This window comes from Escherichia sp. KS167_9B (assembly GCF_030295215.1).
GTDB classification, from domain to species: domain Bacteria; phylum Pseudomonadota; class Gammaproteobacteria; order Enterobacterales; family Enterobacteriaceae; genus Escherichia; species Escherichia coli_F.
The window spans coordinates 1,484,509-1,510,962 of the sequence record NZ_AP025754.1 but is presented as its reverse complement, the minus strand read 5'-3'; the positions used below and the strand labels follow the sequence as shown (position 1 = coordinate 1,510,962).

The following is a 26,454-nucleotide window of genomic DNA, read 5'->3' as shown; positions in this document are numbered from 1 at the left end:
TTACATCGCGTCCAGTGCCTGCTCAAGTTTGTAGATATAGCGCGGTGCCTGCGGCGCAGGATGATTTCGTGCTACATGGTCGAGGAACTCGTCAGCATCCAGATCGTTGATTTTGCTGATCGCCTTTTTCCGATCTGACGAGAAAGTCCGTAGCAGCGCACCTGCCCCGTTAGCATATGACACCACCAGCGCATATTGCAGTACCTTCGGATCTTCAATGCCTGCCAGCGGGCCGGTTTCCAGAATATTCAGGTAAGCCGCGCCCATTGAAATATTACGTTCTGGATTTTTCAGCTCGCTGGTCGTCGGCTCACCGCTCCAGCCCATACGGCGATAAACATCACGTCCGGAGGTTGAAGCTTTTAACTGCATCAAACCAATGGCATTCGATTTACTCACCGCGTTCGGATTTCCACCCGATTCGATAGCGATAATCGCCGTGATCAATTGTGGATCGACGCCCCAGGCTGCACCGGCTTTCTGGCTTATGGGCATCCACTGCATCGCACGTTGCACCGGAACTTTCGCGTTCCACGGCGGGTTCGTGTAGTCATGCTTTGATGAACAACCCGCTAATAACACAATCAAAAAGGCAAACCATCTTAATTTCACTTCTTCTATCCTTATAGCCTGGAATCGCCGTTGAGGTGACAACGGCACACCTAAGCGGCATGATATACATTTCGTTTCTGTTGTCAGCAAGGAATTGCCATGTCTCTGTTTCACTTAATAGCCCCATCGGGTTACTGCATAAAACAACACGATGCGCTGCGTGGTATCCAGCGCCTTACCGACGCGGGGCATCAGGTCAATAACGTCGAGGTTATTGCCCGTCGTTGTGAGCGTTTTGCGGGTACGGAAACGGAGCGTCTGGAAGATCTCAATTCCCTTGCCAGACTGACTACCCCCAACACTATCGTGCTGGCTGTACGCGGTGGTTACGGTGCCAGTCGTTTACTGGCGGATATTGACTGGCAGGCACTGGTGGCTCGCCAACAACATGACCCGTTGCTCATTTGCGGACATAGCGATTTTACCGCCATTCAGTGCGGTCTTCTGGCGCAAGGCAATGTCATCACTTTTAGCGGCCCCATGCTGGTAGCAAACTTTGGCGCGGATGAACTAAACGCCTTTACCGAGCACCATTTCTGGCTGGCGTTACGCAATGAAACCTTCACCATTGAATGGCAAGGGGAAGGCCCGACATGTCAGACCGAAGGCACGTTATGGGGAGGCAATCTCGCGATGCTGATTTCACTGATTGGTACACCGTGGATGCCGCAAATCGAAAACGGTATTCTGGTGCTGGAAGATATTAACGAGCATCCTTTCCGCGTCGAACGTATGCTGTTGCAGCTCTATCATGCTGGAATTTTGCCACGTCAGAAGGCGATTATTCTCGGTAGCTTTAGCGGCAGCACGCCCAATGATTATGACGCAGGTTACAACCTGGAGTCAGTGTACGCGTTTTTGCGTTCCCGCCTGTCGATTCCACTCATTACCGGCCTCGATTTTGGTCATGAACAACGTACGGTTACGCTGCCGTTGGGCGCACATGCCATTCTTAATAACACCCAGGAAGGCACTCAGTTGACGATTAGCGGTCATCCTGTTCTTAAAATGTAAAAAAATCACGCTTCAGGGCTAAGTAAAACGCTGTCTCTGCCGCTAATATGGTAGGGTTTATATAAGAGACAGCGTAATCAGGAGTAACCGACCGTTGGATGCCACAACAATAATTAGCCTTTTCATCTTAGGATCCATCCTTGTCACCAGCAGTATTTTACTTAGTTCATTTTCTTCCCGTCTTGGCATTCCTATTCTGGTTATTTTTCTGGCGATCGGCATGCTGGCGGGAGTCGATGGCATCGGCGGTATCCCGTTTGATAATTACCCCTTCGCCTACATGGTAAGTAACCTGGCGCTGGCGATTATTTTGCTCGACGGCGGGATGCGCACTCAGGCCAGCTCCTTTCGCGTAGCGCTAGGACCGGCGCTGTCACTGGCGACGCTGGGCGTGCTTATCACCTCTGGTTTAACCGGCATGATGGCGGCGTGGCTGTTTAATCTTGATTTGATTGAAGGCTTATTAATCGGCGCTATCGTCGGCTCCACCGATGCTGCGGCGGTATTTTCTCTGCTGGGTGGTAAGGGGCTTAACGAACGCGTTGGCTCGACGCTGGAAATTGAATCCGGCAGTAATGATCCAATGGCGGTCTTTCTGACGATTACCCTGATTGCGATGATCCAGCAGCATGAAAGCAGTGTCAGCTGGATGTTCGTGGTCGATATTCTGCAACAATTTGGCCTCGGGATTGTCATCGGTCTTGGCGGTGGTTATTTACTGCTGCAAATGATTAATCGCATCGCCCTGCCCGCAGGTTTATATCCACTGCTGGCATTAAGCGGCGGTATTTTAATTTTTGCTTTAACCACGGCGCTGGAAGGCAGCGGTATTCTGGCTGTTTATCTGTGCGGTTTTCTGCTGGGTAATCGGCCAATTCGCAACCGCTACGGCATTCTGCAAAATTTCGACGGCCTTGCCTGGCTGGCACAAATCGCCATGTTCCTGGTGCTGGGGCTGTTGGTTAACCCAAGCGATCTACTGCCTATTGCCATTCCGGCGCTCATTTTGTCCGCATGGATGATTTTCTTCGCCCGTCCCCTTTCGGTATTTGCCGGATTGCTACCGTTCCGCGGTTTTAATCTGCGTGAGCGCGTGTTTATCAGTTGGGTGGGATTACGCGGCGCAGTGCCAATCATCCTGGCCGTATTCCCGATGATGGCAGGGCTGGAGAATGCGCGACTGTTCTTTAATGTCGCCTTCTTTGTGGTTCTGGTTTCACTGCTCTTGCAGGGAACATCACTCTCGTGGGCGGCGAAAAAAGCTAAAGTGGTCGTTCCACCAGTGGGGCGTCCGGTGTCACGCGTTGGCCTGGATATTCATCCGGAAAATCCATGGGAGCAGTTTGTTTATCAATTGAGTGCCGATAAATGGTGCGTGGGCGCGGCACTGCGCGATCTGCATATGCCAAAAGAGACGCGTATTGCGGCACTGTTTCGTGATAACCAGTTGCTTCATCCTACCGGCAGCACCCGACTGCGCGAAGGCGATGTGTTGTGTGTAATTGGTCGGGAACGCGATCTCCCGGCGCTCGGTAAACTGTTCAGCCAGTCGCCACCTGTCGCGCTGGATCAACGCTTCTTTGGTGACTTCATTCTCGAAGCCAGCGCTAAATATGCTGATGTGGCGCTGATATATGGCCTGGAAGACGGGCGAGAATATCGTGATAAGCAGCAAACGCTGGGTGAAATTGTCCAGCAGTTGTTAGGCGCGGCACCGGTTGTCGGTGACCAGGTAGAGTTTGCCGGGATGATCTGGACGGTGGCCGAGAAAGAAGATAATGAAGTGTTGAAGATTGGTGTACGGGTAGCAGAAGAGGACACTGAATCTTAAATATAATGCTGCATCTATCACCGGATACAATGCTTTGCTGAACGCAGCCTGAGCCTGTACATAACCTTGTCATTTCCTGACTTTAATATGCTCATTCCAACATCGGAAGAAAGTTAAATTATGGACGACAAACCATGCAGGCTCTGGCTAATGAACTAGCCAATAAACTCAAAACACTAAAAATCTCGGCCAGCTCAAAAAAGTCAGTGTAATGACTTCTTCTGACAGCAACAGGTGATGAAAAACTAGTCCCGCATTACCGGCATTCCCGTCAACCACCAGGGGTTCCGGCCTGGCATCGCCCGAAAATATTCCCCCACACATCCTGCCGCGCTGAAATAGCCCATAGAGAACCAATACGCGTATCAGACTGCCCTGTATATGTAGTGGCGTTTCATCCGCCTGTAACACCGGATAAATGAGCGATTTCTTATAGTTATTCTTTTGCTTAATAACGATTATTTCCGGGTCGTTCGCTCTCGTATTTTCTTTAATACGTCTACGCTGCCTGGGCCGTAATAAAACTTGTTCAGATCTGTTACGCATGTACCAGACCCGACACGGCATTTCTGACCCGGGAAAAAGTCAACGATGAGTCGTTATATCAGCGCAAATGACGTTTTGTGGCACCGTTGCGGTGACCACATTCACGTCTTCGGCGCTGCCAGAGGATATTTATTTCAAGGATGCATAGCATTATGGCCAGCATTAAAGACATACGCCTATTCGCCCCATCTTCCTATAACACAGGCGTACACCCGTCAGGGCGGCGCTTACTGACGGTGGAATTCAAGAATCATCTTTTGCGGAACATGCAGTATCTCGGCCCGCAAAAATTTCGCTGGGGTGATGCCCCCCAGAGGATCATTGACCTCAGTAACGCGGACAAAGTGAAAATACAGATGGAAAACAATATTACCATCACGTTGGAGGCCCCTCCGGATCCGCAATATAACGAGTTCAGGTTGGTCGCCGAATGGTGCACATGGGCTATACAGCAAGATGGTCTGCAAGAAAACCTGCACGAAACTCTGAAAGAAACCCAGCAAGAAATCCTGCAAAAAAAAGTGCCAGAAATATCACAAGAAGACGTGAAAGAAATCCTGAAAAATATCCTGGAAGAAAACCTGCCAGCAAACCGAACTGAAAACCGGGCAGAGGCATTGCGCAGAATGAAGGAATGTCTCATAAATAGACAAATTATGCTCAATCTTAGCGACCTTGGATTGACCTCACTCCCTGAAAATTTGCCTCCACTTCTGATGAAATTTTACTGCAATAATAACGTGTTGTCCGCGTTACCGAAGATGTTGCCGAAGGAACTGAGGGTGCTTGAGTGTATGGATAACGTTTTGATCTTGTTACCAAAGGTGCAGCCCCCGAAACTGATGATACTGAAGTGCTGTGAAAACTATATTATCTGGCTACCTGAGCTGTCGCCTAACCTGAGAGTGATTGACTGTTCTGAGAACTCATTGCAATTTTTACCGCCGTCGATGCCTCAGTACCTGTATACACTGCGCTGTGCTGACAACTGTATTAGCTTCATACCTGATGAGATGCTGGAGAGCCTGACTCGCCTGAAAGTATTTGACTGTTCTAGTAACGATTTGATCTCTGCACCACGGCTGCCGCCCAAGCTAATAATATACTACTGTGGTCACAACCAGTTTAAAACGATACCGGTGCCGCAGCCCCGTAGCCTGAAGTTGTTTGACTGTAACAGTAACCCTTGGGACACAGACAATTTGCCGACGCTGCTCAAAGCCGTTGAGGGCCTGAAAAAACAGGAAGGCCTGTCGGACCTTTTAGACTTTTTGCGCAAGGAAGGCCAGTTTGACCTGGAGGGACTCGAGGAGCTGGAGGACCTGATGGCTCTGGAGCACCTGGAGGATCCGGTACTCCTGGAGCGCGTGAAAGTACAGGAGGACCTGGAGCTCCTGGATCAGCAGTTGGGCCTGTTGAGTCTGGAAAGACAACAGGACTCGCAGCCTGTTAATCAACATTCTGAACATGAACCCGAATCTGCATTAAGGGTAAAGCGAGATTTATCTGAAGTCGAGTTCGAGTCAACAATGAAACGTAAGCGTTTTATGTAGAACGCCTGTGCGGTGAGCTCAGGTTCCGGGGAAATAGTGTCCATCATTTTAATGGGCACTATCATGGAAAATGGCTCTGTCACATTAACAGCGAAAGTTGCTGACCAGCCGGATGGATGATTTTTTTGCAACCAGAAGACACTGCCTCCGATCCGGCTTACAACAAGTTACACCGTCACAACAGGGACACGTAACGCCAGCGCGCACATCAACTCATAACCCACGGTTCCGGCAGCGGCGGCAACATCATCAATTTTGATCTCCTTGCCCCACAGCTCAACCGGTGTACCAATACCCGCCTGCGGGCAAGGCGTTAAATCGACCGCCAGCATATCCATCGAGACTGTCCCCACCGTCATGGTACGCACGCCGTCGACTAAAACAGGTGTACCGGTAGGCGCGTGGCGCGGATAACCGTCGGCGTATCCTGCGGCAACAATGCCGATTCGTTGCTCATCGCGCGCAGTATAGCGACCGCCATAGCCCACACGCTCACCCGCTTTTAGCGTCTGGACTCCAATAATCTCACTGCTTAGCGTCATTACCGGACGTAATCCGGTATTGGCGATATCGCGCCACTGACCCGACGGCGAAGCACCATACAAAATAATGCCAGGCCGAACCCAGTCAAAATGCGCTTCCGGATGCCACAGAGTCGCCGCCGAATTGGACAATGAACGCCGACATTCCAGCCCTTCCGCCGCCTGCTCAATACGCGCCATTGCGCCGGCAATCCCCTCAGGATGCTCCGCCTCGGCAAAATGCGACATCAGAGTCATTTCGCCAACATTCGCCATCGCCCGCAGCTGCTGCCAGACGGTAAGCACACGATCGGGCTGGAAGCCCAACCGATTCATCCCACTGTTCACTTTAAGATAAATATCCAACGGCGCTTTTAGCCGCGCATTTTGCAGTGCTTTGAGCTGCCAGTTGCTGTGGACGCAGGTGGTCAGGCGGTACTGGTCATAAATTTCCAGATCCTGTGCATGGAAAAAACCCTCCAGCATCAGGATCGGTCCTTTCCAGCCGCGCTCACGTAACGTTATTGCCTCTTCCAGATTAAGTAATGCAAAGCCATCGGTGGCCCCTAGCGCGCTCCAGATACGCTCAATACCGTGCCCGTAAGCATTCGCTTTTACCACCGACCAGACACGCGCGTGCGGCGCGGCCTGCCGGACAATGGAAAGATTCTGTTTTAATGCCTGCAGATCGAGGCTGGCCTGTATCGGACGGGTCATCTCGTTTCCTTAGCTGTGCGCGCCATGTAAATGGCCCGGGCGTGATGGCGTAAATCCACGGCTGTAGCGTGCTACGCTTAAATCCTCATACGGGATCGCTGGCGTACGGCCAGAGAGCAGATCGCTTAACAACTGACCGGAACCGCAAGCCATCGTCCAGCCGAGCGTACCGTGACCGGTATTCAGCCACAGATTTTTAAAACGTGTACGCCCCACAACCGGCGTACCGTCTGGCGTCATCGGGCGCAGACCAGTCCAGAATGTGGCCTGCTCGACATGACCGCCGCGTGGATAGAGATCGCGAACCACCATCTCCAGCGTTTCACGACGCGGTTGCAACAGCTCGGTGTTAAAGCCAACAATTTCCGCCATTCCACCAACACGAATGCGGTTATCGAAACGGGTAATGGCGATTTTGTAGGTTTCATCAAGGATGGTAGACACCGGCGCACCATCTTCCTGTGCAATCGGAATAGTCAGCGAGTAGCCTTTCAGCGGATACACCGGAATATCAACAATGCCTTTGAGCATCGCCGTCGAGTAAGAACCAAATGCCATCACATATGCATCGGCCTTAATCACTTCATCGCCACACTTCACGCCGTAGATTTGCTCGCCGTCGCAAAGCAGTTGGTCAACAGGCGTATTAAAGCGGAATTTAACCCCCGCCTGCTCCGCCATCCGCGCCAGATTCTGGGTAAACAGCTGGCAGTCTCCGGTTTCGTCATTGGGCAGTTGCAGACCACCCGTCAGTTTGTGCGCTACTTCTGCCAGCGCGGGCTCCACTTCCGCCAGGCGGCTGGATTCCAGCAGTTGATACGGTACGCCAGCATCTTCCAGCACGGCGATATCGCGGGTCGCATTTTCATACTGTTGTTCGGTACGGAACAGTTGCAGCGTCCCACCCTGACGCCCTTCATACTGAATATTGGTTTCGGCGCGCAATGCTTTCAGGCAATCACGGCTGTATTCCGCCAGACGCACCATCCGCCCTTTGTTTTCCATGTAGTGGCTGGTGTCACAGTTACGTAACATTTGCCACATCCATTTCAACTGGAACTGCGTACCGTCGAGACGAACCGCCAGCGGTGCATGGCGCTGGAACATCCATTTAATCGCTTTTAAAGGTACACCTGGCGCTGCCCACGGCGCAGCATAGCCGGGGGAAATTTGCCCGGCATTCGCAGCACTGGTTTCCAGGGCGGCTCCTGACTCCCGATCAATGACGGTGACCTCATGTCCTGCCTGATTTAAGTACCAGGCGCTGGCAACGCCTACCACACCACTTCCCAGTATGACAACTCGCATAGCCACTCCGATAACGGTAGATACAGTAAAAGAATAATAATCTAATTACATCTTGATAACTCAGTTGAAAATATTATTCAACATACGGCTTTTTTATGGTGAGCTGGCTCACATCTCCCTGACTCTGCAGCAATATGGCATCTTTAGTATCTCCTGCTGAACACCCTTTTTAACCAGCATAAAATTCCGCTCAGAAGCGAATTACTGGCACTCTGATAATAAGAAATCGCAAAGAAAAAATTCTTCGGCGACGCGGTTTTTAACAGGTGTTCTATGCTTGAAATGAGGTGTTCCACACAGAGAGCACCGACAACAATGAGGTGCGCGTATGGCGACGATCGATTCTATGAATAAGGACACCACACGTTTGAGCGATGGACCCGACTGGACGTTTGACCTGCTGGATGTTTATCTGGCAGAGATAGACCGGGTAGCGAAACTCTATCGGCTGGATACCTACCCGCACCAGATTGAAGTGATCACCTCAGAACAGATGATGGATGCCTACTCCAGCGTCGGCATGCCAATTAACTATCCACACTGGTCATTCGGTAAAAAGTTTATCGAGACTGAACGGCTGTATAAGCACGGTCAGCAAGGACTGGCCTATGAAATCGTCATTAACTCTAACCCGTGTATCGCTTACCTGATGGAAGAGAACACTATCACCATGCAGGCACTTGTGATGGCCCACGCCTGCTATGGGCATAACTCTTTCTTCAAAAACAATTACTTATTCCGTAGCTGGACCGACGCCAGTTCGATTGTCGATTATCTGATTTTTGCCCGTAAATATATTACCGAGTGCGAAGAACGTTATGGCGTAGATGAAGTAGAGCGGCTTCTTGACTCCTGTCATGCGCTGATGAACTACGGTGTGGATCGGTACAAACGCCCGCAAAAAATCTCGCTGCAAGAAGAAAAAGCCCGGCAGAAAAGTCGCGAAGAGTATCTGCAAAGTCAGGTCAATATGCTCTGGCGTACCCTGCCGAAGCGCGAGGAAGAGAAAACGGTTGCTGAAGCGCGCCGCTATCCGCCCGAGCCACAAGAAAACCTGCTCTATTTTATGGAGAAAAATGCACCCCTGCTGGAATCATGGCAGCGTGAAATTCTGCGTATTGTGCGTAAGGTGAGCCAGTATTTTTATCCGCAAAAACAGACTCAGGTAATGAACGAAGGCTGGGCGACCTTCTGGCACTACACCATCCTTAACCATCTGTATGATGAAGGGAAAGTGACGGAACGTTTTATGCTGGAGTTTTTGCACAGCCACACCAATGTGGTTTTCCAGCCGCCCTATAACAGCCCGTGGTACAGCGGAATAAACCCGTATGCGCTTGGTTTCGCCATGTTCCAGGATATTAAACGGATTTGTCAGTCGCCAACGGAAGAAGACAAATACTGGTTCCCGGATATCGCCGGTTCTGACTGGCTGGACACATTACATTTTGCGATGCGTGATTTCAAAGATGAGAGCTTTATCAGTCAGTTCCTGTCACCGAAAGTGATGCGTGATTTCCGCTTCTTCACCGTGCTGGACGACGATCGGCATAATTATTTGGAAATTTCCGCTATTCATAATGAAGAAGGTTATCGGGAGATCCGTAACCGGTTATCGTCGCAATATAATTTAAGTAATCTGGAGCCGAATATTCAGATCTGGAACGTGGATTTGCGCGGCGACCGTTCGCTGACGCTGCGTTACATTCCACATAATCGCGCACCGCTGGATCGGGGGCGCAAAGAAGTGCTGAAGCATGTGCATCGCCTGTGGGGATTTGATGTGATGCTGGAACAGCAAAACGAAGACGGCAGCGTCGAGTTGCTGGAACGTTGCCCGCCGAGAATGGGAAATCTGTAAAAACAACAAAAAACCCCTCGTTTGAGGGGTTTGCTTTTTAAACGGAAGGGATTATCGCCCCTGAATGGCTAAATCACCCGGCAGATTTTTCTGCATCCGGTGCCAAATCTCGCCGCTCTCATGCCCATAGCGACGCACTGTTTCGTATACCTGATCGTGTGCGCCTTCACTGCACAACGCCGACAGTTTGTGGTAGAAGCCCAGCGCCAGACTGCGCGCTTCCGGATTGGCGAAATAGTGACGACCAATGCGCGTATACAGCCCTTTCATCCCGTTAAGGATCAGACCGTAAATCGGGTTGCCGGAAGCAAACGCCAGACCGCGGAATATGTTGTAATCCAGCTCGGCAAAGGCATCGGCGTGATCGGCCACTTCATTAGCGGTAGCCAGCACTTCCTGCGCTTTATCGGGATGCTGACGAAACGCGGTGCGAATAAAAATAGTGGAAATATTGGTACGCACCGACAGCAAATTATCAATAAGCTGCGGCACACTTTCGTGATCCAGTCGCGCCAGTGTTTCAAGGATATTTAAACCGGAAGTTTCCCAGAAATTATTCACCTTCGTCGGCTTGCCATGTTGAATGGTCAACCAGCCATCTCGTGCCAGACGCTGTAACACTTCACGTAACGTAGTACGCGTTACGCCAATTAATTCTGAAAGTTCACGTTCTGCGGGCAAAATAGTCCCGGGAGGGAAGCGGTTATTCCAGATACTTTCAATAATGTACTCTTCCGCGAAACCCGCCGGGCTTTGCGCCTTAATGACCATAGTGAGATTTCCATAACACAGCAAAACAAAGTTGGACTCATCATACCAGAGGGCTAACTACGCTGATAGCAGACAAAAAGAAGAAAAAAGGGATCAAGGCTTCATTTTCCGCATCTCTTTACCCTTGACTATCAAGACTTGCCTCACTCCTGCCTGACCGTTAAGCTTTGCGTTTAAACATAAAAACATCATTGATTATTTGTAAGGTAAGGGAAACCATCATGGAGATCTCCTGGGGCCGCGCGCTATGGCGCAATTTTTTGGGCCAGTCCCCCGACTGGTACAAACTCGCCCTCATCATTTTCTTAATCGTAAATCCGTTAATTTTCCTCATCAGCCCTTTCGTCGCTGGCTGGTTGCTGGTAGCGGAATTTATTTTCACTCTGGCGATGGCCCTGAAATGCTACCCGCTACTCCCCGGTGGCCTGTTGGCTATCGAAGCGGTGTTCATCGGCATGACCAGCGCGGAACACGTCCGTGAAGAGGTGGCGGCAAATCTTGAAGTCTTGCTGTTACTGATGTTTATGGTGGCGGGTATCTATTTTATGAAACAGCTGTTGCTGTTCATATTTACCCGTTTGCTGTTAAGCATTCGCTCCAAAATGCTGCTGTCGCTCTCTTTTTGCGTGGCAGCGGCGTTCCTCTCCGCGTTCCTCGATGCCTTAACCGTCGTGGCGGTGGTGATCAGCGTTGCCGTCGGTTTTTATGGTATTTATCACCGCGTAGCCTCTTCCCGTACTGAAGATACCGACCTGCAAGACGATAGTCATATCGACAAGCATTACAAAGTGGTTCTGGAACAGTTCCGTGGCTTTCTGCGCAGCCTGATGATGCATGCAGGTGTCGGCACCGCATTAGGCGGGGTGATGACCATGGTGGGCGAACCACAGAACTTGATCATCGCTAAAGCGGCTGGCTGGCATTTTGGCGATTTCTTCCTGCGCATGTCGCCGGTGACCGTCCCGGTTCTGATTTGTGGCCTGTTAACCTGCCTGCTGGTGGAGAAGCTACGTTGGTTTGGCTACGGCGAAACGCTGCCGGAGAAAGTCCGCGAAGTGCTGCAACAGTTTGACGATCAAAGTCGCCACCAGCGTACCCGTCAGGATAAAATTCGTCTGATTGTCCAGGCGATTATCGGCGTCTGGCTGGTCACCGCGCTGGCGTTGCATTTGGCGGAGGTTGGCCTGATTGGTTTGTCGGTCATTATTCTGGCGACATCATTGACTGGTGTCACCGATGAACATGCTATCGGTAAAGCCTTCACCGAATCTCTGCCATTCACCGCACTGTTGACGGTGTTTTTCTCGGTAGTCGCGGTGATTATCGACCAACAACTGTTTTCGCCGATTATTCAGTTTGTGTTGCAGGCATCGGAACATGCTCAGCTGTCGCTGTTCTATATTTTCAACGGTCTGCTGTCATCCATTTCGGATAACGTCTTCGTGGGGACGATTTATATCAACGAAGCGAAAGCGGCAATGGAAAGTGGCGCTATCACGTTGAAGCAATACGAGCTGCTGGCGGTCGCCATTAATACCGGTACCAATCTGCCCTCCGTCGCTACGCCGAACGGTCAGGCTGCGTTCCTGTTCCTGCTGACCTCTGCACTCGCGCCATTGATTCGCCTCTCTTATGGGCGCATGGTGTGGATGGCCCTGCCTTACACCCTCGTCCTGACACTCGTCGGCTTGCTCTGCGTCGAGTTTACGCTTGCCCCTGTAACCGAATGGTTTATGCAAATGGGCTGGATAGCAACGCTTTGATAACAACTTACCGGGCATATAAATGCCCGGTTTGCCTTTTCGCCCGATAATTGTCCAATTGCGTCCTATTTTTGCTGCCTCCTGGTGGCGCAGCGAATGAATTGGTTTAAACTGCGCACTCTATGCATATTGCAGGGAAATGATTATGTTGCGATTTTTGAATCAATGTTCACAAGGTCGGGGCGCGTGGCTGTTGATGGCGTTTACCGCTCTGGCACTGGAACTGACGGCGCTGTGGTTCCAGCATGTGATGTTACTGAAACCTTGCGTGCTCTGTATTTATGAACGCTGCGCATTATTCGGCATTCTGGGTGCTGCGCTGATTGGCGCGATCGCCCCGAAAACTCCGCTGCGTTATGTAGCGATGATTATCTGGTTGTATAGTGCGTTCCGCGGTGTGCAGTTAACTTACGAGCACACCATGCTTCAGCTCTATCCTTCGCCGTTTGCGACCTGTGATTTTATGGTTCGTTTCCCTGACTGGCTGCCGCTGGATAAATGGGTACCGCAAGTGTTTGTCGCCTCTGGCGATTGTGCCGAGCGTCAGTGGGAATTTTTAGGTCTGGAAATGCCGCAGTGGCTGCTCGGTATTTTTATCGCTTACCTCATTGTCGCGGTGCTGGTGGTGATTTCCCAGCCGTTTAAAGCGAAAAAACGTGACCTGTTCGGTCGCTAATCCATTTGGCGCTCCTGCGGGAGCGCTTTTTGCTGCCGCTATGTTCATTTGACCCGCAGTAAATCCGTACTTCGTGTTGTATAACGTGGTGAAAGCATGGCACGCTTCATCTGCCATTGTTGCTGGATCCCCTGCCCGGCAAAATAGAGTGTTCCTCTGCCCTCTTTGGCATTCAGCGTATCCATCACCGTCATCAATTGCTCACTCCCGGGACGCGGTGCATTGTCATCGAATAAATTGAGCTGCGCGACTCCCTGACTGAAAAAATCGCCCAGCATCACGCCTGCTTTTTGGTAGCGATGGCCCGCTTGCCAGATGGCATCCAGAGATCGCGTAGCGGCGTTAATAATATCCCTGCTATCCTGAGTGGGCGTCAGTAGTTTTACCGACGCACTATTGCCGTAATAAGGTTCATTGAGCGCGAATGGCGACGTTTTTATAAATGTGGAGATAAACCGACAATATTGATGCTCGCTGCGAAGTTTTTCCGCCGCCCGGGCAGCGTAACTACAAATGGCCTGCCGCATCGACGTATAATCCGTGATGCGTTCACCAAACGAGCGGGAACAGATAATTTCCTGCTTCGTCGGTGCAAACTCTTCCAGCTGCAAACAGGGTTCGCCGCGCAGTTCACGCACCGTTCTTTCGAGCACGACATTAAAATGTTTACGGATAAACCGGATATCTGTATCCGCCAAATCGAGAACGGTTTTGATCCCCATCGCGTCCAGTTTTTTGCTGATCCGCCGTCCAATCCCCCAGACTTCATCCACGGGGAGAGCAGACATTAATTTACGCTGGCGTTCCAGATTTGATAAATCCACCACCCCACCCGTCTGCCGCTGCCATTTTTTTGCCGCATGATTGGCAAGCTTAGCCAGCGTTTTGGTCTGGGCGATCCCCACACCAACAGTAAGATGGGTACGTTGTAGCACCGTTGCGCGAATTTCTCTGCCAAAATCAGTCAGATCGCGACAATTACGCACACCGGTCAGATCGCAGAATGCCTCATCAATACTGTAAATCTCGACGCGGGGCGATAGCTCTTCCAGCGTCGACATCACCCGATTGCTCATATCGGCGTAAAGCTCATAGTTACTGCTAAAGCAAACCACGCCACAGCGGCGAAACAGATCTTTTTGTTTGAACCAGGGATCGCCCATTTTAACGCCCAGCGCTTTTGCCTCGGCGTTGCGGGCAATAACACAACCGTCGTTATTAGATAAAACAACCACCGGTTTACCCCATAAATCAGGGCGAAACACCGTCTCACAACTGGCATAAAACGCGTTTACATCACAGAGGGCAAACATCAGCGCATCGCCTTAACGACGTGGATCACCACACCAAAGACATCCAGCGTATCTTCATTACTGATGGTAATGGGCGAGTACGCACTATTCATGGGAATAAGCTGCACTGTCGGGCGTAGTTGCAATTTTTTCACCGTAAACTCGCCGTCAACAGCAGCGATGACAATATCACCATGGCTGGCGGTAATCGCACTATCGACAATCAGTAAATCGCCGTCGCTAATCCCGCCGTCAATCATAGAATCACCACTTGCTTTGACGAAGTAAGTCGCGCTGGGGTGCTGGATCAACAGTTGATTCAGATCGATGCGCTGTTCAACGTAATCTGCGGCCGGTGAAGGAAAGCCACACTGAACAAGATCGCTAAATAGCGGAAAAGTCACAATTTCGCGGAGATCCGCAGGCTTGATAAACAACATAATAATCTGCCTGAAGTTATACTGTTTTTATATACAGTAGTCTGTTCTTGCCAGCAGATCAATACTGATTCAGGCTATCAATATTTGTCGCTGCATAGACTGCTGATTTTTCGTTCTCTTATCCTGTGCTCACGCGGCCTTCTGGCGACGACGCTCATCCAGCAGAAATGAAAAATATCACCCGGCTAAAAATAGAATAGAAGCATTCGCCATAATGACATTAAACATTGTTTGATATTTATCATATTAATAGAAATAAAGACATTGACGCATCTCACCCGCCTAACTATGAATTAGATGAAGTAAAATTCATTAATAGTTGTAAAACAGGGGTTTCATTACAATTTATATATTTAAAGAGGCGAATGATTATGACTGAAATCGTTGCAGATAAAACGGTAGAGGTAGTTAAAAACGCAATCGAAACCGCAGATGGAGCATTAGACCTTTATAATAAATATCTCGATCAGGTCATCCCCTGGCAGACCTTCGATGAAACCATAAAAGAGCTAAGTCGCTTTAAACAGGAGTATTCACAGGCAGCCTCCGTTTTAGTTGGCGATATTAAAACCTTACTTATGGATAGCCAGGATAAGTATTTTGAAGCAACCCAAACGGTGTATGAATGGTGTGGTGTTGCGACGCAATTGCTCGCAGCATATATTTTGCTATTTGATGAGTACAATGAGAAGAAAGCATCCGCCCAGAAAGACATTCTCATTAAGGTGCTGGATGACGGCATCACGAAGCTGAATGAAGCGCAAAAATCTCTGCTGGTAAGCTCACAAAGTTTCAACAACGCTTCCGGAAAACTGCTGGCGTTAGATAGCCAGTTAACCAATGATTTTTCAGAAAAAAGCAGCTATTTCCAGTCACAGGTAGATAAAATCAGGAAGGAAGCGTATGCCGGTGCCGCAGCCGGTGTCGTCGCCGGTCCATTTGGATTAATCATTTCCTATTCTATTGCTGCGGGCGTAGTTGAAGGGAAACTGATTCCAGAATTGAAGAACAAGTTAAAATCTGTGCAGAGTTTCTTTACCACCCTGTCTAACACGGTTAAACAAGCGAATAAAGATATCGATGCTGCCAAATTGAAATTAACCACCGAAATAGCCGCCATCGGGGAGATAAAAACGGAAACTGAAACAACCAGATTCTACGTTGATTATGATGATTTAATGCTTTCTTTGCTAAAAGAAGCGGCAAAAAAAATGATTAACACCTGTAATGAGTATCAGAAAAGACACGGTAAGAAGACACTCTTTGAGGTACCTGAAGTCTGATAAGCGATTATTCTCTCCATGTACTCAAGGTATAAAGTTTATCACATTTAAAAATACAGACGTTTTTTAAAGATTGAGAGTTACCTGTTAATAATAAGGTATCGGGTAACTCTCATTATGACAGAGCGCTTTCAAAAACAACCCTACGAAATGGCGAGCAACCAGACGTATATTAAGAAAGCCCTCATCAACATCTATTAAATTTATCACTGCGCCCAGTCAGGTTTATTTAAGATATGATCCTGCCAGTCAATCACTTCTGATTCTTTCACTGCGATATGACGCACAGAGATACGTTCGCCATGCATTGCCGCTTTCGAACCAGTAAGCAGCGGATGCCACGCAGGTAAATCTTTACCTTCCGCCAGCAAGCGATAAGCGCAGGTCATTGGCAACCATTCGAATGTTGGCAGATTTTCACGGGTTAGTTTAATGCAGTCGGGTTCAAACTCGAAACGACGCTCGTAGTTCCGACATTGACAGGTTTTAATATTGAGCTGGCGACAGGCGACGTTAGTGAAGTAGATTTCGTCGGTGTCTTCGTCCATTAGTTTATGCAGACAACACTGACCGCAACCATCACACAACGACTCCCATTCCGCATCGCTCATTTCGTCCAGGGTTTTACTTTGCCAGAAAGGTACATCGCTCATCAGGTGTTCCGCCATTACGTTAAAACGCACCTTATAACCAGTCTGGCACAGCGATGCAAGTTTTGCCGCCGCTTTCAGGCGGCAAAAAGTATTACAAAACGCGAGTTGTCAAAGAATGTCCATCGAAAGTAACCGTCAGCTCATCACCGCTTTGCAAGGGGCCGACGCCATCAGGCGTGCCTGTCAGCACAACGTCACCGGCCTTGAGGGTAAAAAACTTGCTCATATAAGCGATCAGCGGAACGATTTTATGGATCATGTCCGCAGTCGTACCTTGCTGGCGTTGTTCGCCGTTGACGCTCAGGCCCAGCACTGTATTTTGCGGATCGCCGGTGAATTCCGCCGCTGGAATAAACCCGGATAGCGGACAAGAGTTATCAAACGCTTTGGCCTTTTCCCACGGCTGCCCGGCTTTCTTCATTTTTCCCTGAACATCACGCAATGTCAGATCGAGCGCCACGCCGTAACCGGCAATTGCTTTGCGGACATGCTCTTCCGTAGCCTGACGTAGCGTCGCGCCAATCAACACCGCCAGTTCGACTTCATGATGAACTGAACCGAAATCGGAAGGGATCGCCAATGGCTGCCGCAGATCGCACAGTGCCGTCTCTGGTTTAATAAACAGCACTGGCTCTTCGGGCACTGCACTGCCCATCTCTTTAATATGTTTGGCATAGTTACTGCCAACACAGACTACTTTACTCACCGGATAATCCAGCAGCGCACCTTGCCAGTTGTGATGTTGATACATAACGTTCCCCTCACTTATCGTGGATATGAAAACCCGCGCCGACAAAGATAATGCCACCGCCGGATATCGGTTATTTGTTAGTGTCGTCTGTTTTCTGCCCCATTACGGAAAGATGTTGCTTCAGCAAATCTTCGGGGGGTGGCGGTAACTGCAGATAGTAACCTTGCTCGGTTAATGCCAGTTTAACCTTCTCAATATCGGCATTGACCAATTTCTTCCGCCCATCCAGCGGCAGAATCATCGCTAACTGAGGCTGACCAAAACCTTTCATCAGTTCCTCAGGAACACGCGAAAAATCGTCTTTTTTTTCGACATATAAATAGGTCTGGTCACGCTTGCTGCTTCGATAAATCACACAAAACATACATTTACTCTTTAAAATGCCAGGTTTTGGCATAAGCTAACATCAATGAAACCCGCGCCACAAGCCAGCCAGCTGTAGATTTCTGCGGTTTGTTCAATCCATGCGCCCTTTATAAGTAATCCCCGGCAAGAATACCGCACCAGGATTTTACCGAATACAGGAAAGCCACTGGAATTCCCCCGTAAGGAATTGTTATATTATAACAGTTCATCGTACTCATTCTGAACAGGAGACTACCTATGAAAATCAAGGGCATCAGTAAGGGTGTATTGCTGCTTGCACTGCTAACCTCTACGAGCTTTGCTGCAGGTAAGAATGTCAATGTTGAGTTCAGAAAAGGTCATAGCAGCGCTCAGTACTCCGGCGAAATAAAGGGATATGATTACGATACATATACCTTCTATGCCAAAAAAGGCCAGAAAGTGCATGTGAGTATCTCTAATGAAGGCGCTGATACTTACCTCTTCGGACCAGGGATCGATGATTCTGTTGATTTATCCAGATATTCCCCAGAACTCGATAGTCACGGACAATACGCACTCCCAGCTTCTGGCAAATATGAGCTGCGTGTGCTGCAAACCCGAAACGACGCCCGTAAAAACAAAACTAAAAAATATAACGTTGATATTCAAATTAAGTAAATGTCAATCGACGGGGACTCTCCCCGTCATAAACGTTAACGCCCCACTCCTCTCTGTCGCTTAAGAGGTTAATGACGAATAGAACATAATGTAAACAAGACATCACTCACGACACATAAATAACATCTTTGTGGTGGTTTGATTGATTTTTCCACTCCGCTTACCATTCACACCAAAATAACGATCATCACGACATAATTTTTCTTTAACATCGCAAAATACACCGTTAGAGAATGTAAATTCGCTGGGATCGTAACCTTGTACTGATTGTAAGTTTTCAGCGGCTTTTTCGCCGAGATATTTCCTTGTTAACTCTGGGGAAATGCCATCTGAGTTAACACAAATATACGGGTCGCAAACAACGCCGCACGCCGGAGATTGAAGTCCGCCAGCGTCATTTCCAGACGCCATTGATGAGAACATCATCCCCACACCTGACAATCCGATATAAAAAATACGCATCATATTCATAGCACATCCTGATAATCCAACCGTACAACACTTATGCTCATTTCATCATCAATCCGTAATCAAAACCGCTGACCTGGACGAGTTACGATGACCTGACAGAAGTATCAGACGTCTTCTGCGGTTTCTATGATAGAGCAATTCTGTGGCGGATATTAAGATAACGGGTATCTGTTCTTTAATGATGCTGCAAAAAATGGAAAGTTAAGAAAGCCTGGTGTGGTGAAAAAATACACTCGTCTCAATACTGGATATTTAAACAGGTCTGAAGATGCTGTCACGATTAGGGTGCGGAAAAAGGAAGCGTAAATAAGAACAATCAAAAGTACGACGGCAATGGGTTGATTGACAAGGGTATTTTTTAAGCTATGAATCAGCGCCATTTATCACAGAATAGACTTTTACTCTGAATAAATGGGAGGGTGACTTGCCTCAATATAATCCAGACTATAACATGCCTTATAGTCTTCGTAACATCATCGCGCGCTGGCGATGATTAATAGCTAATTGAGTAAGGCCAGGATGTCAAACACGCCAATCGAGCTTAAAGGCAGTAGCTTCACTTTATCTGTGGTTCATCTGCATGAGGCAGAACCTAAGGTTATCCATCAGGCGCTGGAAGACAAAATCGCTCAGGCCCCCGCATTTTTAAAACATGCCCCTGTTGTACTCAACGTCAGTGCACTTGAAGACCCGGTAAACTGGTCAGCGATGCATAAGGCTGTTTCGGCAACCGGTTTGCGGGTTATTGGCGTAAGTGGCTGCAAAGATGCGCAACTTAAAGCCGAAATTGAAAAAATGGGGCTGCCTATCCTGACGGAAGGAAAGGAAAAAGCGCCGCGTCCAGCTCCCGCACCGCAGGCTCCAGCGCAAAATACAACGCCGGTCACAAAAACGCGTTTAATAGATACCCCGGTGCGTTCCGGTCAGCGTATTTATGCTCCACAATGTGATCTGATTGTTACAAGCCACGTTAGCGCTGGGGCCGAATTGATTGCCGATGGTAACATTCATGTTTATGGCATGATGCGCGGTCGTGCGCTGGCAGGGGCAAGTGGTGACCGGGAAACGCAAATATTTTGTACGAACCTGATGGCGGAACTGGTGTCCATCGCAGGTGAATACTGGCTGAGTGATCAAATCCCAGCAGAATTTTATGGCAAAGCAGCGCGACTACAGTTAGTCGAAAACGCTTTGACCGTTCAACCGTTAAATTGATCCCTTTTTAACAAGGAATTTCTATGGCACGCATTATTGTTGTTACTTCGGGCAAAGGGGGGGTTGGTAAGACAACCTCCAGCGCGGCCATCGCCACTGGTTTGGCCCAGAAGGGAAAGAAAACTGTCGTGATAGATTTTGATATCGGCCTGCGTAATCTCGACCTGATTATGGGTTGTGAACGCCGGGTCGTTTACGATTTCGTCAACGTCATTCAGGGCGATGCAACGCTAAATCAGGCGTTAATTAAAGATAAGCGTACTGAAAATCTCTATATTCTTCCGGCATCGCAAACACGCGATAAAGATGCCCTTACCCGTGAAGGGGTCGCCAAAGTTCTTGATGATCTGAAAGCGATGGACTTTGAATTTATCGTTTGTGACTCCCCGGCAGGGATTGAAACCGGTGCGTTAATGGCACTCTATTTTGCAGACGAAGCCATTATTACCACCAACCCGGAAGTCTCCTCAGTACGCGACTCTGACCGTATTTTAGGCATTCTGGCGTCGAAATCACGCCGCGCAGAAAATGGCGAAGAGCCTATTAAAGAGCATCTGCTGTTAACGCGCTATAACCCAGGCCGCGTGAGCAGAGGTGACATGTTGAGCATGGAAGATGTGCTGGAGATCCTGCGCATCAAACTCGTCGGCGTGATTCCTGAGGATCAATCAGTATTGCGCGCCTCTAACCAGGGTGAACCGGTCATTCTCGACATTAACGCCGATGCGGGTAAAGCCTACGCAGATACCGTAGAACGTCTGTTGGGAGAAGAACGTCCTTTCCGCTTCATTGAAGAAGAGAAGAAAGGCTTCCTCAAACGCTTGTTCGGAGGATAAGTTATGGCATTACTCGATTTCTTTCTCTCGCGGAAGAAAAACACGGCCAACATTGCAAAAGAACGGCTGCAGATTATTGTTGCTGAACGCCGTCGCAGCGATGCTGAACCGCATTATCTACCGCAGTTGCGTAAAGATATTCTTGAGGTCATTTGTAAATACGTACAAATTGATCCTGAGATGGTAACCGTACAGCTTGAGCAAAAAGATGGCGATATTTCTATTCTTGAGCTGAACGTGACTTTACCGGAAGCTGAAGAGCTGAAATAAGCCCGCTGTAAAAGCGTATTTATCTTTAAGGCAGAGCCATCTCTGCCTTGAGTTTTTCATCCCCCTCATCCACGTTTAGTAAGCGCGGCGAGTATTCTTGCTGATGCTACTCATTGCTTCCCCCCCCCCTTTACACCTTAATGCCGTTCCCCCCACACAGAACAAATTGTTTATACCTGGCTGAGTAAATAACCTTATTGTTAGTATTGGTATACTGGGAGATGATAACCCCGCAATTTCATTATTCATTGTTCTCCCATAGGATGAGGTTTCCCGCCGTAACTGGCGGGCTTTTTTTGCCGCAGAATTTTCCCTTTTAACATCCTGTAAACGGAAACTGCGCCGAAGCGCAGTTTAAGCGTTGATGGTCAGAACGACCAGTTCACACCAGCCACCGCGTTCCACGGGGATTCCACACCGGCACCATGGCTATACCCCACCCCGAGATGCCCGCTTAACGAACTGCTGAATGAGGCTTTAATACCTGCCTGGTATATTCCACGTCTGCCCGACAAATCATTGACAAAATTACCGTCATTATTCACTTTCACCCGGTTATCATCGACAAATTCTTTGCGCACAGCCGCCTTCAGCCACGGCTCAACTTCCATGCCGTTCCCCAGACGCATGTTGTAACTCAGCGTTGCGCCCAGTTCACGATATATACTGCGGGTATCGACTGATTTCGATTCCATACCATTGGATAAATGATATTCGGGGTTATCAGCGGTGAACCCCGTTAACGATGCATACGGCGTCAGGTTCCAGTTACCATCGGTAAATCGCATCCCGGTTTCAATGTGACCGCCCAGCCCGTTGCTGCGATAACTGCCGCTGGCGGCTCCACCGCTGCTCATTTTACCGGCTACGTTACTTTCAAAGCGGTTCAGCTTCACGATACCGTCCAGATAGAAACCACTTTCATGTTCCCAGCTGACATAGCCCCCCAGAGAATAACTGCCCACACTGCCATGTCCTCCACGATCAAAACCGATATGTGAATGGGAATAACCCATAAAAGCGCCCAGCGTCGCAATCCCCTCAGGAATACCATTACGGCTATCGATCCCCACCGTCATTCCGGTCAGCGTCTGCTCAAACCCGGCACCCGCATCGGTGGTGACATTATTACGGGTGTTATACGTCGTCCCCCAGACATTATTGTTGTGTGGACTCGCTTTCATTATGTTCAACCGCTCGCGAATACTGTTTAGCTCAGCATCAAAGACCAACGGTAATGTTGCTGCCATATTGAGTACGGCTGCCGTAGAAGGCGTGATGCGTTTCTCCGGGACGGGTGTCGGCGTTGGATCGGGAGTCGGGTCTGGTTTCGGATCCGGTTTTGGGTCTGGTTTTGGATCCGGTTTCGGATTTGGGTTGGGGTCCGGGTTGGGTTTGACATCATTGGTCAGGTTCCAGTTGCTGTTGCCGTCGCTTTTCAGGACATACTCATAGGTCCCAAGATCAACGAAACCGCCGGTATTACCCAGCGTAAACGAAGCATCCCCTCCCCCTGTTTTCACCAGCGTCATCGCGTCGTCAGACTGAGGGCTGACGCCGGTATCCTGAACAAAGATTTTAAAATTGCCAGTGGCGTTGTTGTTGACGACCAGTTGATCGCCCCGGGAGCCTGCAACGTTGGTATGCAGGTAGAAATTACCGCTGCCGGAAAGTTCACTGGTGGTCAGCGTATTGTAGATACCGTTAGTTGTGGCAGGCGCTGCTGTTTGTGCTGATAAATAAACATCACCGTCGTTGAGGAGCAAACTGTTTACTCTATATTCGCAGTTGCTGGTGCCTGCACAGGAATTATTGCTGTTAAGCCAGACATTGCCCCGGCTGGCAGCCGTCAGGTCGGCAAGCGTCGTATCGACGCCATTTCCGATAGTTAATGTCGCGCTATCGGTAATCCGGACCACCCCTTCAAGTTTAACTGGCGTAACATTATCCCGTGGCGTCATTAACGACAGGCTTCCTGTCGCGCCACTGACCGATGCATCCGCCAGCGTACCTGCGTAGACGATTGCCGTCCCGCCAGCGACCTGTAGATCTTCTGCCCGGGCCAGAGCCTGAAACTCATCTTTTGACCGACCAAGGGTATATTGCCCACCGGAATTAACCTTTGTGGCGAAGTCCTGACCCAGGTTTTGCATTGCCCCACCGTTGCCAACCGTGGAATCGCGAGCTTCGGTACCTGCTAATACCAATAAATTACCGCCATTTTCCAGCAGCACATTGGTCGCTAAATTTCCGGCAATGGAAAAGGTGCCGTACTGGTGAGTACCGCTGATTTCAATACCGTTAGCCGTGCTCGTCTGGAGAGCGGCACCGCTGTTCTGGATGATATCTGTCGCTTTGCCATTATCGTTGACTGTCAGCGTACCGCCTTCATTAATCGTTGTTTTTACTGCCTCACCGTTAGCCGAAACTGTTTGTATTCCGCCGTCGTTAATCGTTGTCTCATTCGCCACACCCTCGACGATTTGTTCACCGCCGGTAAGCATCGTGCCAGTCGCAGTGGCTTTTGTTTTGACGATCTCCCGTCCGCCCGCATTGACCTGTGTTTTGGCGGAAGTGGTGTCTGACTCCACGGTTAACACGCCGCCATTTGCCAGCAGGATATTGTTCGCCGCATCCTGCTCGATGCTGAACGCGACGCCATCAGCGCGTGTCCCTGTGACCCGCGTCGCCCTGGTGGTTGCCACCAACGCGCCCTGGCTACTCTGCTGTATCCCCGTAGCGCTGCCTTTCTCCCGCACATCGAGTGTGCCGCCGTCATTAAGTACCGAGTTTTCAGCCAGACCGCCCTCATTAACTACCTGTGAACCGCCATTAATAATGGAACCTTCCGCTGTCCCGTTTGCCATAATTTGTTGTAGGCCAGAGACGATATCGGTATTGATCGCCTTACCATAATTCTGAACGGTTTGCGTGCCGCCTTTGATGTGCGTTTTATCTGTTGACCCACCATCAACAATTTGTTCACCACTTTCGATATTTGCCTCAGTGGCTAAACCATATACCGTTTGCTTGCCACCTTTGATATTTGCTTTATCAGAAGTGGCACTGGCATATATTGTTTGGGTGCCCGCACTATTGAGTACAGTGCCAACATCTTTTCCATAAACATCCATTTTGCCGTTGGCATTAATAATCGTATCAACTGCCCGGGAACCAGTAACGACTGTTAATGAGCCAGCGTTTTCCAGCACTACATTTTTAGCTTCTGAATTCCTGATGTAGAAAGCATCACCATAACTGTTGGTTCCTTCGATAAGTGTTCCGGAAGTCGTGGAAGCAATCAATGCGCCGCCGGATTGTTGCTCAACATGCTTAGCCTCACCACCGTCCTGAACCTCCAGAACGCCACCATTATTAAGTCTGGTGGTATCTGTTTTAGCCTCCTTCTGGACAATCAGCTTACCGCCAGCATCAACGGTAGTATTTTTCGCCGTGGTTTTAGCCACTACCGTCAGTTCGCCGGTATTTTCCAGCACAACATAATTAGCCTCCCCTCCGGTAATAGTGAAGTGAGAGAGCTTGTTGTATCCTTCAATATCAGTCCCTGCGCCCGTGTTGGCAACTAAAGCACTGCCCGTCTCCTGGTTAACCCCATGTGCGATACCACCGGTATAGACAATCAGCGAGCCTCCGGTGCTAATATTGCTGCCAGTTGCCGTACCATCTTTCTCAACAACCTGCCGGCTCCCGGAGGAGATATTTGTCGTGTCAGCTTTCCCGCCGCTCTTGATATTTTGTGTTCCGCTGTTGATATTGGTTCCCGTGGCAATACCATGATTATTTATATTCTGTGTGCCACCATTAATTATGGTATTGGTCGCGTTTCCGGCAACATCCATAACGCCGCCATTATCTATTCGGGTCGCATCAGCTTTAGCATTCGTTAAAACTGACATTGTTCCGTTATCTTTAATAATCGTCTTATTTGCCGAACCATATACGTCTAAATGACCACCGTTTTCCAGCAACACATTGTCTGCCACGTTATTGTGAATAGAGAATGCCCCTTCACTATTCGTACCGCTCACCGTCGACCTGTCAGTCATTGCTTTTAAAGCCGCGCCATCGTGCTGGGTAACATTCGTTGCCGTGCCCTCTCTAACATCAAGCACGCCACCGGAATATATTTCAATAACATTCGAGGTGCTCCTGCTATCAACAATTTGCGTCCCACCAGAATAGATCGTGGTAGTGTGCGCCGTTGACGTGTTTTGCAGCGTCTGCATTCCTCCATTTTTAATGGTGGTTATTTGTGCAGTGCTTGAATCAACATCCTGTCGACCACCATCTATTGTGGTGTCCAGCGCATGGCTCTTAATTGTTCTTTGGTCACCTCCATTTTTAATGATAGTGTTTTCTACAATACTCGAATCTACATACTGTCGGCCCCCATCTATTGTTGTGTTCGTTGCCAGACTTCCTTGTGTGATGTTCTGAGAACCAGATGTATTTATCGTCGTACCGTCAACATGCCCCTGAGCTGTTACTGTTTGTTTACCACCATCAATGACAGTCCCGTTTGCTCTCCCTCCTTCGACGTATGAATTACCATTCTTAATTATCGTGCCATTGCTGGTACCATCCTTATAAATGTACTGATTGCCACCCTCGATTAACGTGCCATTGCTGGTACCACCGTTATAAACTTGCTGATTGCCACTCGCGATTATCGTACCGCTAGAATTCCCACCATTATAAATTACCTGTGTACCCCCATGAAGGATTGTATTATTAGCTTGCCCCTGATAATTGTTATGGTTTGCTACATCTTGTTGTCCACCCATTTCAATAATACTTCCATTAGACACCCCACCAAATACAGTCTGGTGGCCGTGATTAATGATATGAGTATCATTAGTTGTCCCCCTTTCATCTACTATTTGCTCGCCATCCACAGTTTCACCATTTACGATACCAGTAACGATTGATGTGAAAGCAGCCTCTCCAGGCTGGGCATATATCAAGGCAGATATCAATAAGGAAAGTACTGAACGGCGAAAATAATAGCGACTGGTCCTGTTCATAAATTTCATCCTCTGAAAAG

At 49.1% G+C, this 26,454-nt stretch carries 23 protein-coding genes and 1 pseudogene; 11 read left to right on the top strand and 13 right to left on the bottom strand.

Translation table 11 applies throughout. The features are described 5' to 3' along the window. Window positions 1–612, bottom strand: coding sequence for a membrane-bound lytic murein transglycosylase EmtA (gene emtA / locus QUE34_RS07510; protein ID WP_001295616.1), 612 nt, complete (start codon window positions 610–612; stop codon window positions 1–3). 99 nt (window positions 613–711) lie between these two features. Between emtA and ldcA the strand changes: the two genes are divergently transcribed. Further along, the gene (gene ldcA, locus QUE34_RS07505; protein WP_103253920.1) at window positions 712–1,626 is read left to right on the top strand and encodes a muramoyltetrapeptide carboxypeptidase; all 915 of its coding nucleotides are present in this window, start codon (window positions 712–714) and stop codon (window positions 1,624–1,626) included. A gap of 94 nt (window positions 1,627–1,720) precedes the next feature. Continuing rightward, window positions 1,721–3,391 (top strand): annotated as a pseudogene (locus QUE34_RS07500) (potassium/proton antiporter); the annotation flags it as partial. On the opposite strand, the gene QUE34_RS28560 reads toward QUE34_RS07500, so the two are convergent. Together QUE34_RS28560 and QUE34_RS07495 are read right to left on the bottom strand one after the other, a co-directional pair. Further along, the gene (locus QUE34_RS28560) at window positions 3,329–3,487 is read right to left on the bottom strand and encodes a hypothetical protein (RefSeq protein ID WP_419470900.1); all 159 of its coding nucleotides are present in this window, start codon (window positions 3,485–3,487) and stop codon (window positions 3,329–3,331) included. The pseudogene QUE34_RS07500 and the gene QUE34_RS28560 overlap by 63 nt on opposite strands. Window positions 3,488–3,625: 138 nt before the next feature. Next, window positions 3,626–4,003, bottom strand: a complete 378-nt coding sequence (locus QUE34_RS07495) for a hypothetical protein (protein ID WP_165289471.1) — start codon at window positions 4,001–4,003, stop codon at window positions 3,626–3,628. Window positions 4,004–4,155: 152 nt separating this feature from the next. Between QUE34_RS07495 and QUE34_RS07490 the strand changes: the two genes are divergently transcribed. Further along, on the top strand, window positions 4,156–5,556 hold the full coding sequence (locus tag QUE34_RS07490; RefSeq protein ID WP_103253918.1) for a leucine-rich repeat domain-containing protein: 1,401 nt from the start codon (window positions 4,156–4,158) through the stop codon (window positions 5,554–5,556). A 167-nt stretch (window positions 5,557–5,723) separates the two neighbouring features. On the opposite strand, the gene dadX is transcribed toward QUE34_RS07490, so the two are convergent. Next, window positions 5,724–6,794, bottom strand: coding sequence for a catabolic alanine racemase DadX (gene dadX / locus QUE34_RS07485; RefSeq protein WP_000197857.1), 1,071 nt, complete (start codon window positions 6,792–6,794; stop codon window positions 5,724–5,726). A gap of 9 nt (window positions 6,795–6,803) precedes the next feature. Next, window positions 6,804–8,102: a D-amino acid dehydrogenase gene (gene dadA / locus QUE34_RS07480; RefSeq protein ID WP_001266926.1), complete on the bottom strand. Its 1,299-nt coding sequence runs from the start codon at window positions 8,100–8,102 to the stop codon at window positions 6,804–6,806. 328 nt (window positions 8,103–8,430) lie between these two features. Between dadA and QUE34_RS07475 the strand changes: the two genes are divergently transcribed. Beyond that, window positions 8,431–9,963, top strand: a complete 1,533-nt coding sequence (locus tag QUE34_RS07475) for a SpoVR family protein (protein ID WP_032183982.1) — start codon at window positions 8,431–8,433, stop codon at window positions 9,961–9,963. 51 nt (window positions 9,964–10,014) lie between these two features. Here the strand turns inward: QUE34_RS07475 and fadR are convergent, their stop codons facing one another. Next, the gene (fadR, locus tag QUE34_RS07470) at window positions 10,015–10,734 is read right to left on the bottom strand and encodes a fatty acid metabolism transcriptional regulator FadR (RefSeq protein ID WP_000234823.1); all 720 of its coding nucleotides are present in this window, start codon (window positions 10,732–10,734) and stop codon (window positions 10,015–10,017) included. Between the two features lie 221 nt (window positions 10,735–10,955). Here fadR and nhaB point away from each other — a divergent pair, with 221 nt between their 5' ends. Further along, complete coding sequence (nhaB, locus tag QUE34_RS07465) at window positions 10,956–12,497, top strand: Na(+)/H(+) antiporter NhaB (RefSeq protein ID WP_000406391.1); 1,542 nt, start codon at window positions 10,956–10,958, stop codon at window positions 12,495–12,497. 145 nt (window positions 12,498–12,642) lie between these two features. Then, window positions 12,643–13,173 carry a disulfide bond formation protein DsbB gene (gene dsbB / locus QUE34_RS07460; RefSeq protein ID WP_000943444.1) on the top strand — a complete coding sequence of 177 codons (531 nt, stop codon included), beginning with the start codon at window positions 12,643–12,645 and terminating at the stop codon, window positions 13,171–13,173. Window positions 13,174–13,217: 44 nt separating this feature from the next. Here the strand turns inward: dsbB and umuC are convergent, their stop codons facing one another. Both umuC and QUE34_RS07450 read right to left on the bottom strand, forming a co-directional pair. After that, on the bottom strand, window positions 13,218–14,486 hold the full coding sequence (umuC, locus tag QUE34_RS07455; protein WP_032302892.1) for a DNA polymerase V catalytic protein: 1,269 nt from the start codon (window positions 14,484–14,486) through the stop codon (window positions 13,218–13,220). Continuing rightward, window positions 14,486–14,905: a translesion error-prone DNA polymerase V autoproteolytic subunit gene (locus QUE34_RS07450; RefSeq protein WP_032302891.1), complete on the bottom strand. Its 420-nt coding sequence runs from the start codon at window positions 14,903–14,905 to the stop codon at window positions 14,486–14,488. Before QUE34_RS07450 ends, umuC begins: the two co-directional genes overlap by 1 nt. Window positions 14,906–15,276: 371 nt before the next feature. Here QUE34_RS07450 and hlyE point away from each other — a divergent pair, with 371 nt between their 5' ends. After that, the gene (gene hlyE / locus QUE34_RS07445; protein WP_001306826.1) at window positions 15,277–16,188 is read left to right on the top strand and encodes a hemolysin HlyE; all 912 of its coding nucleotides are present in this window, start codon (window positions 15,277–15,279) and stop codon (window positions 16,186–16,188) included. A gap of 206 nt (window positions 16,189–16,394) precedes the next feature. Here hlyE and ycgN read toward each other — a convergent pair whose 3' ends face one another. The 3 genes from ycgN to QUE34_RS07430 form a co-directional block, all read right to left on the bottom strand. Beyond that, the gene (gene ycgN, locus QUE34_RS07440; RefSeq protein WP_001306825.1) at window positions 16,395–16,841 is read right to left on the bottom strand and encodes a cysteine cluster protein YcgN; all 447 of its coding nucleotides are present in this window, start codon (window positions 16,839–16,841) and stop codon (window positions 16,395–16,397) included. Window positions 16,842–16,932: 91 nt separating this feature from the next. Next, complete coding sequence (locus tag QUE34_RS07435) at window positions 16,933–17,592, bottom strand: fumarylacetoacetate hydrolase family protein (RefSeq protein WP_000284282.1); 660 nt, start codon at window positions 17,590–17,592, stop codon at window positions 16,933–16,935. A 70-nt stretch (window positions 17,593–17,662) separates the two neighbouring features. After that, window positions 17,663–17,956, bottom strand: a complete 294-nt coding sequence (locus QUE34_RS07430; protein ID WP_001297679.1) for a YcgL domain-containing protein — start codon at window positions 17,954–17,956, stop codon at window positions 17,663–17,665. A 239-nt stretch (window positions 17,957–18,195) separates the two neighbouring features. Between QUE34_RS07430 and pliG the strand changes: the two genes are divergently transcribed. Continuing rightward, on the top strand, window positions 18,196–18,597 hold the full coding sequence (pliG, locus tag QUE34_RS07425; protein WP_000693759.1) for a g-type lysoyme inhibitor PliG: 402 nt from the start codon (window positions 18,196–18,198) through the stop codon (window positions 18,595–18,597). Window positions 18,598–18,699: 102 nt separating this feature from the next. Here the strand turns inward: pliG and QUE34_RS07420 are convergent, their stop codons facing one another. Next, window positions 18,700–19,068, bottom strand: coding sequence for a YcgJ family protein (locus QUE34_RS07420; protein ID WP_001056847.1), 369 nt, complete (start codon window positions 19,066–19,068; stop codon window positions 18,700–18,702). Window positions 19,069–19,587: 519 nt separating this feature from the next. Between QUE34_RS07420 and minC the strand changes: the two genes are divergently transcribed. From minC to minE, 3 genes are read left to right on the top strand one after another with little or no spacing between them, the layout of a single operon-like run. Then, complete coding sequence (minC, locus tag QUE34_RS07415) at window positions 19,588–20,283, top strand: septum site-determining protein MinC (protein ID WP_000072536.1); 696 nt, start codon at window positions 19,588–19,590, stop codon at window positions 20,281–20,283. A 23-nt stretch (window positions 20,284–20,306) separates the two neighbouring features. After that, window positions 20,307–21,119 carry a septum site-determining protein MinD gene (gene minD, locus QUE34_RS07410; RefSeq protein ID WP_000101055.1) on the top strand — a complete coding sequence of 271 codons (813 nt, stop codon included), beginning with the start codon at window positions 20,307–20,309 and terminating at the stop codon, window positions 21,117–21,119. Window positions 21,120–21,122: 3 nt separating this feature from the next. Next, the gene (minE, locus tag QUE34_RS07405) at window positions 21,123–21,389 is read left to right on the top strand and encodes a cell division topological specificity factor MinE (RefSeq protein ID WP_001185665.1); all 267 of its coding nucleotides are present in this window, start codon (window positions 21,123–21,125) and stop codon (window positions 21,387–21,389) included. 368 nt (window positions 21,390–21,757) lie between these two features. Here minE and QUE34_RS07400 read toward each other — a convergent pair whose 3' ends face one another. Next, window positions 21,758–26,434 (bottom strand): AIDA repeat-containing protein, encoded by a 4,677-nt coding sequence (locus tag QUE34_RS07400; protein ID WP_286338944.1) that lies wholly within the window; start codon window positions 26,432–26,434, stop codon window positions 21,758–21,760. Between the last annotated feature and the right edge of the window lie 20 nt (window positions 26,435–26,454).

Bases quoted from the DNA above. Each gene is read 5' to 3' on its own strand.
- ldcA (WP_103253920.1), top strand. From the start codon at position 712: ATGTCTCTGTTTCACTTAATAGCCCCATCGGGTTACTGCATAAAACAA.
- QUE34_RS07495 (WP_165289471.1), bottom strand. From the start codon at position 4,003: ATGCGTAACAGATCTGAACAAGTTTTATTACGGCCCAGGCAGCGTAGA.
- QUE34_RS07490 (WP_103253918.1), top strand. From the start codon at position 4,156: ATGGCCAGCATTAAAGACATACGCCTATTCGCCCCATCTTCCTATAAC.
- dadX (WP_000197857.1), bottom strand. From the start codon at position 6,794: ATGACCCGTCCGATACAGGCCAGCCTCGATCTGCAGGCATTAAAACAG.
- dadA (WP_001266926.1), bottom strand. From the start codon at position 8,102: ATGCGAGTTGTCATACTGGGAAGTGGTGTGGTAGGCGTTGCCAGCGCC.
- QUE34_RS07475 (WP_032183982.1), top strand. From the start codon at position 8,431: ATGGCGACGATCGATTCTATGAATAAGGACACCACACGTTTGAGCGAT.
- fadR (WP_000234823.1), bottom strand. From the start codon at position 10,734: ATGGTCATTAAGGCGCAAAGCCCGGCGGGTTTCGCGGAAGAGTACATT.
- nhaB (WP_000406391.1), top strand. From the start codon at position 10,956: ATGGAGATCTCCTGGGGCCGCGCGCTATGGCGCAATTTTTTGGGCCAG.
- dsbB (WP_000943444.1), top strand. From the start codon at position 12,643: ATGTTGCGATTTTTGAATCAATGTTCACAAGGTCGGGGCGCGTGGCTG.
- umuC (WP_032302892.1), bottom strand. From the start codon at position 14,486: ATGTTTGCCCTCTGTGATGTAAACGCGTTTTATGCCAGTTGTGAGACG.
- QUE34_RS07450 (WP_032302891.1), bottom strand. From the start codon at position 14,905: ATGTTGTTTATCAAGCCTGCGGATCTCCGCGAAATTGTGACTTTTCCG.
- hlyE (WP_001306826.1), top strand. From the start codon at position 15,277: ATGACTGAAATCGTTGCAGATAAAACGGTAGAGGTAGTTAAAAACGCA.
- ycgN (WP_001306825.1), bottom strand. From the start codon at position 16,841: ATGAGCGATGTACCTTTCTGGCAAAGTAAAACCCTGGACGAAATGAGC.
- QUE34_RS07435 (WP_000284282.1), bottom strand. From the start codon at position 17,592: ATGTATCAACATCACAACTGGCAAGGTGCGCTGCTGGATTATCCGGTG.
- QUE34_RS07430 (WP_001297679.1), bottom strand. From the start codon at position 17,956: ATGTTTTGTGTGATTTATCGAAGCAGCAAGCGTGACCAGACCTATTTA.
- pliG (WP_000693759.1), top strand. From the start codon at position 18,196: ATGAAAATCAAGGGCATCAGTAAGGGTGTATTGCTGCTTGCACTGCTA.
- QUE34_RS07420 (WP_001056847.1), bottom strand. From the start codon at position 19,068: ATGAATATGATGCGTATTTTTTATATCGGATTGTCAGGTGTGGGGATG.
- minC (WP_000072536.1), top strand. From the start codon at position 19,588: ATGTCAAACACGCCAATCGAGCTTAAAGGCAGTAGCTTCACTTTATCT.
- minD (WP_000101055.1), top strand. From the start codon at position 20,307: ATGGCACGCATTATTGTTGTTACTTCGGGCAAAGGGGGGGTTGGTAAG.
- minE (WP_001185665.1), top strand. From the start codon at position 21,123: ATGGCATTACTCGATTTCTTTCTCTCGCGGAAGAAAAACACGGCCAAC.
- QUE34_RS07400 (WP_286338944.1), bottom strand. From the start codon at position 26,434: ATGAACAGGACCAGTCGCTATTATTTTCGCCGTTCAGTACTTTCCTTA.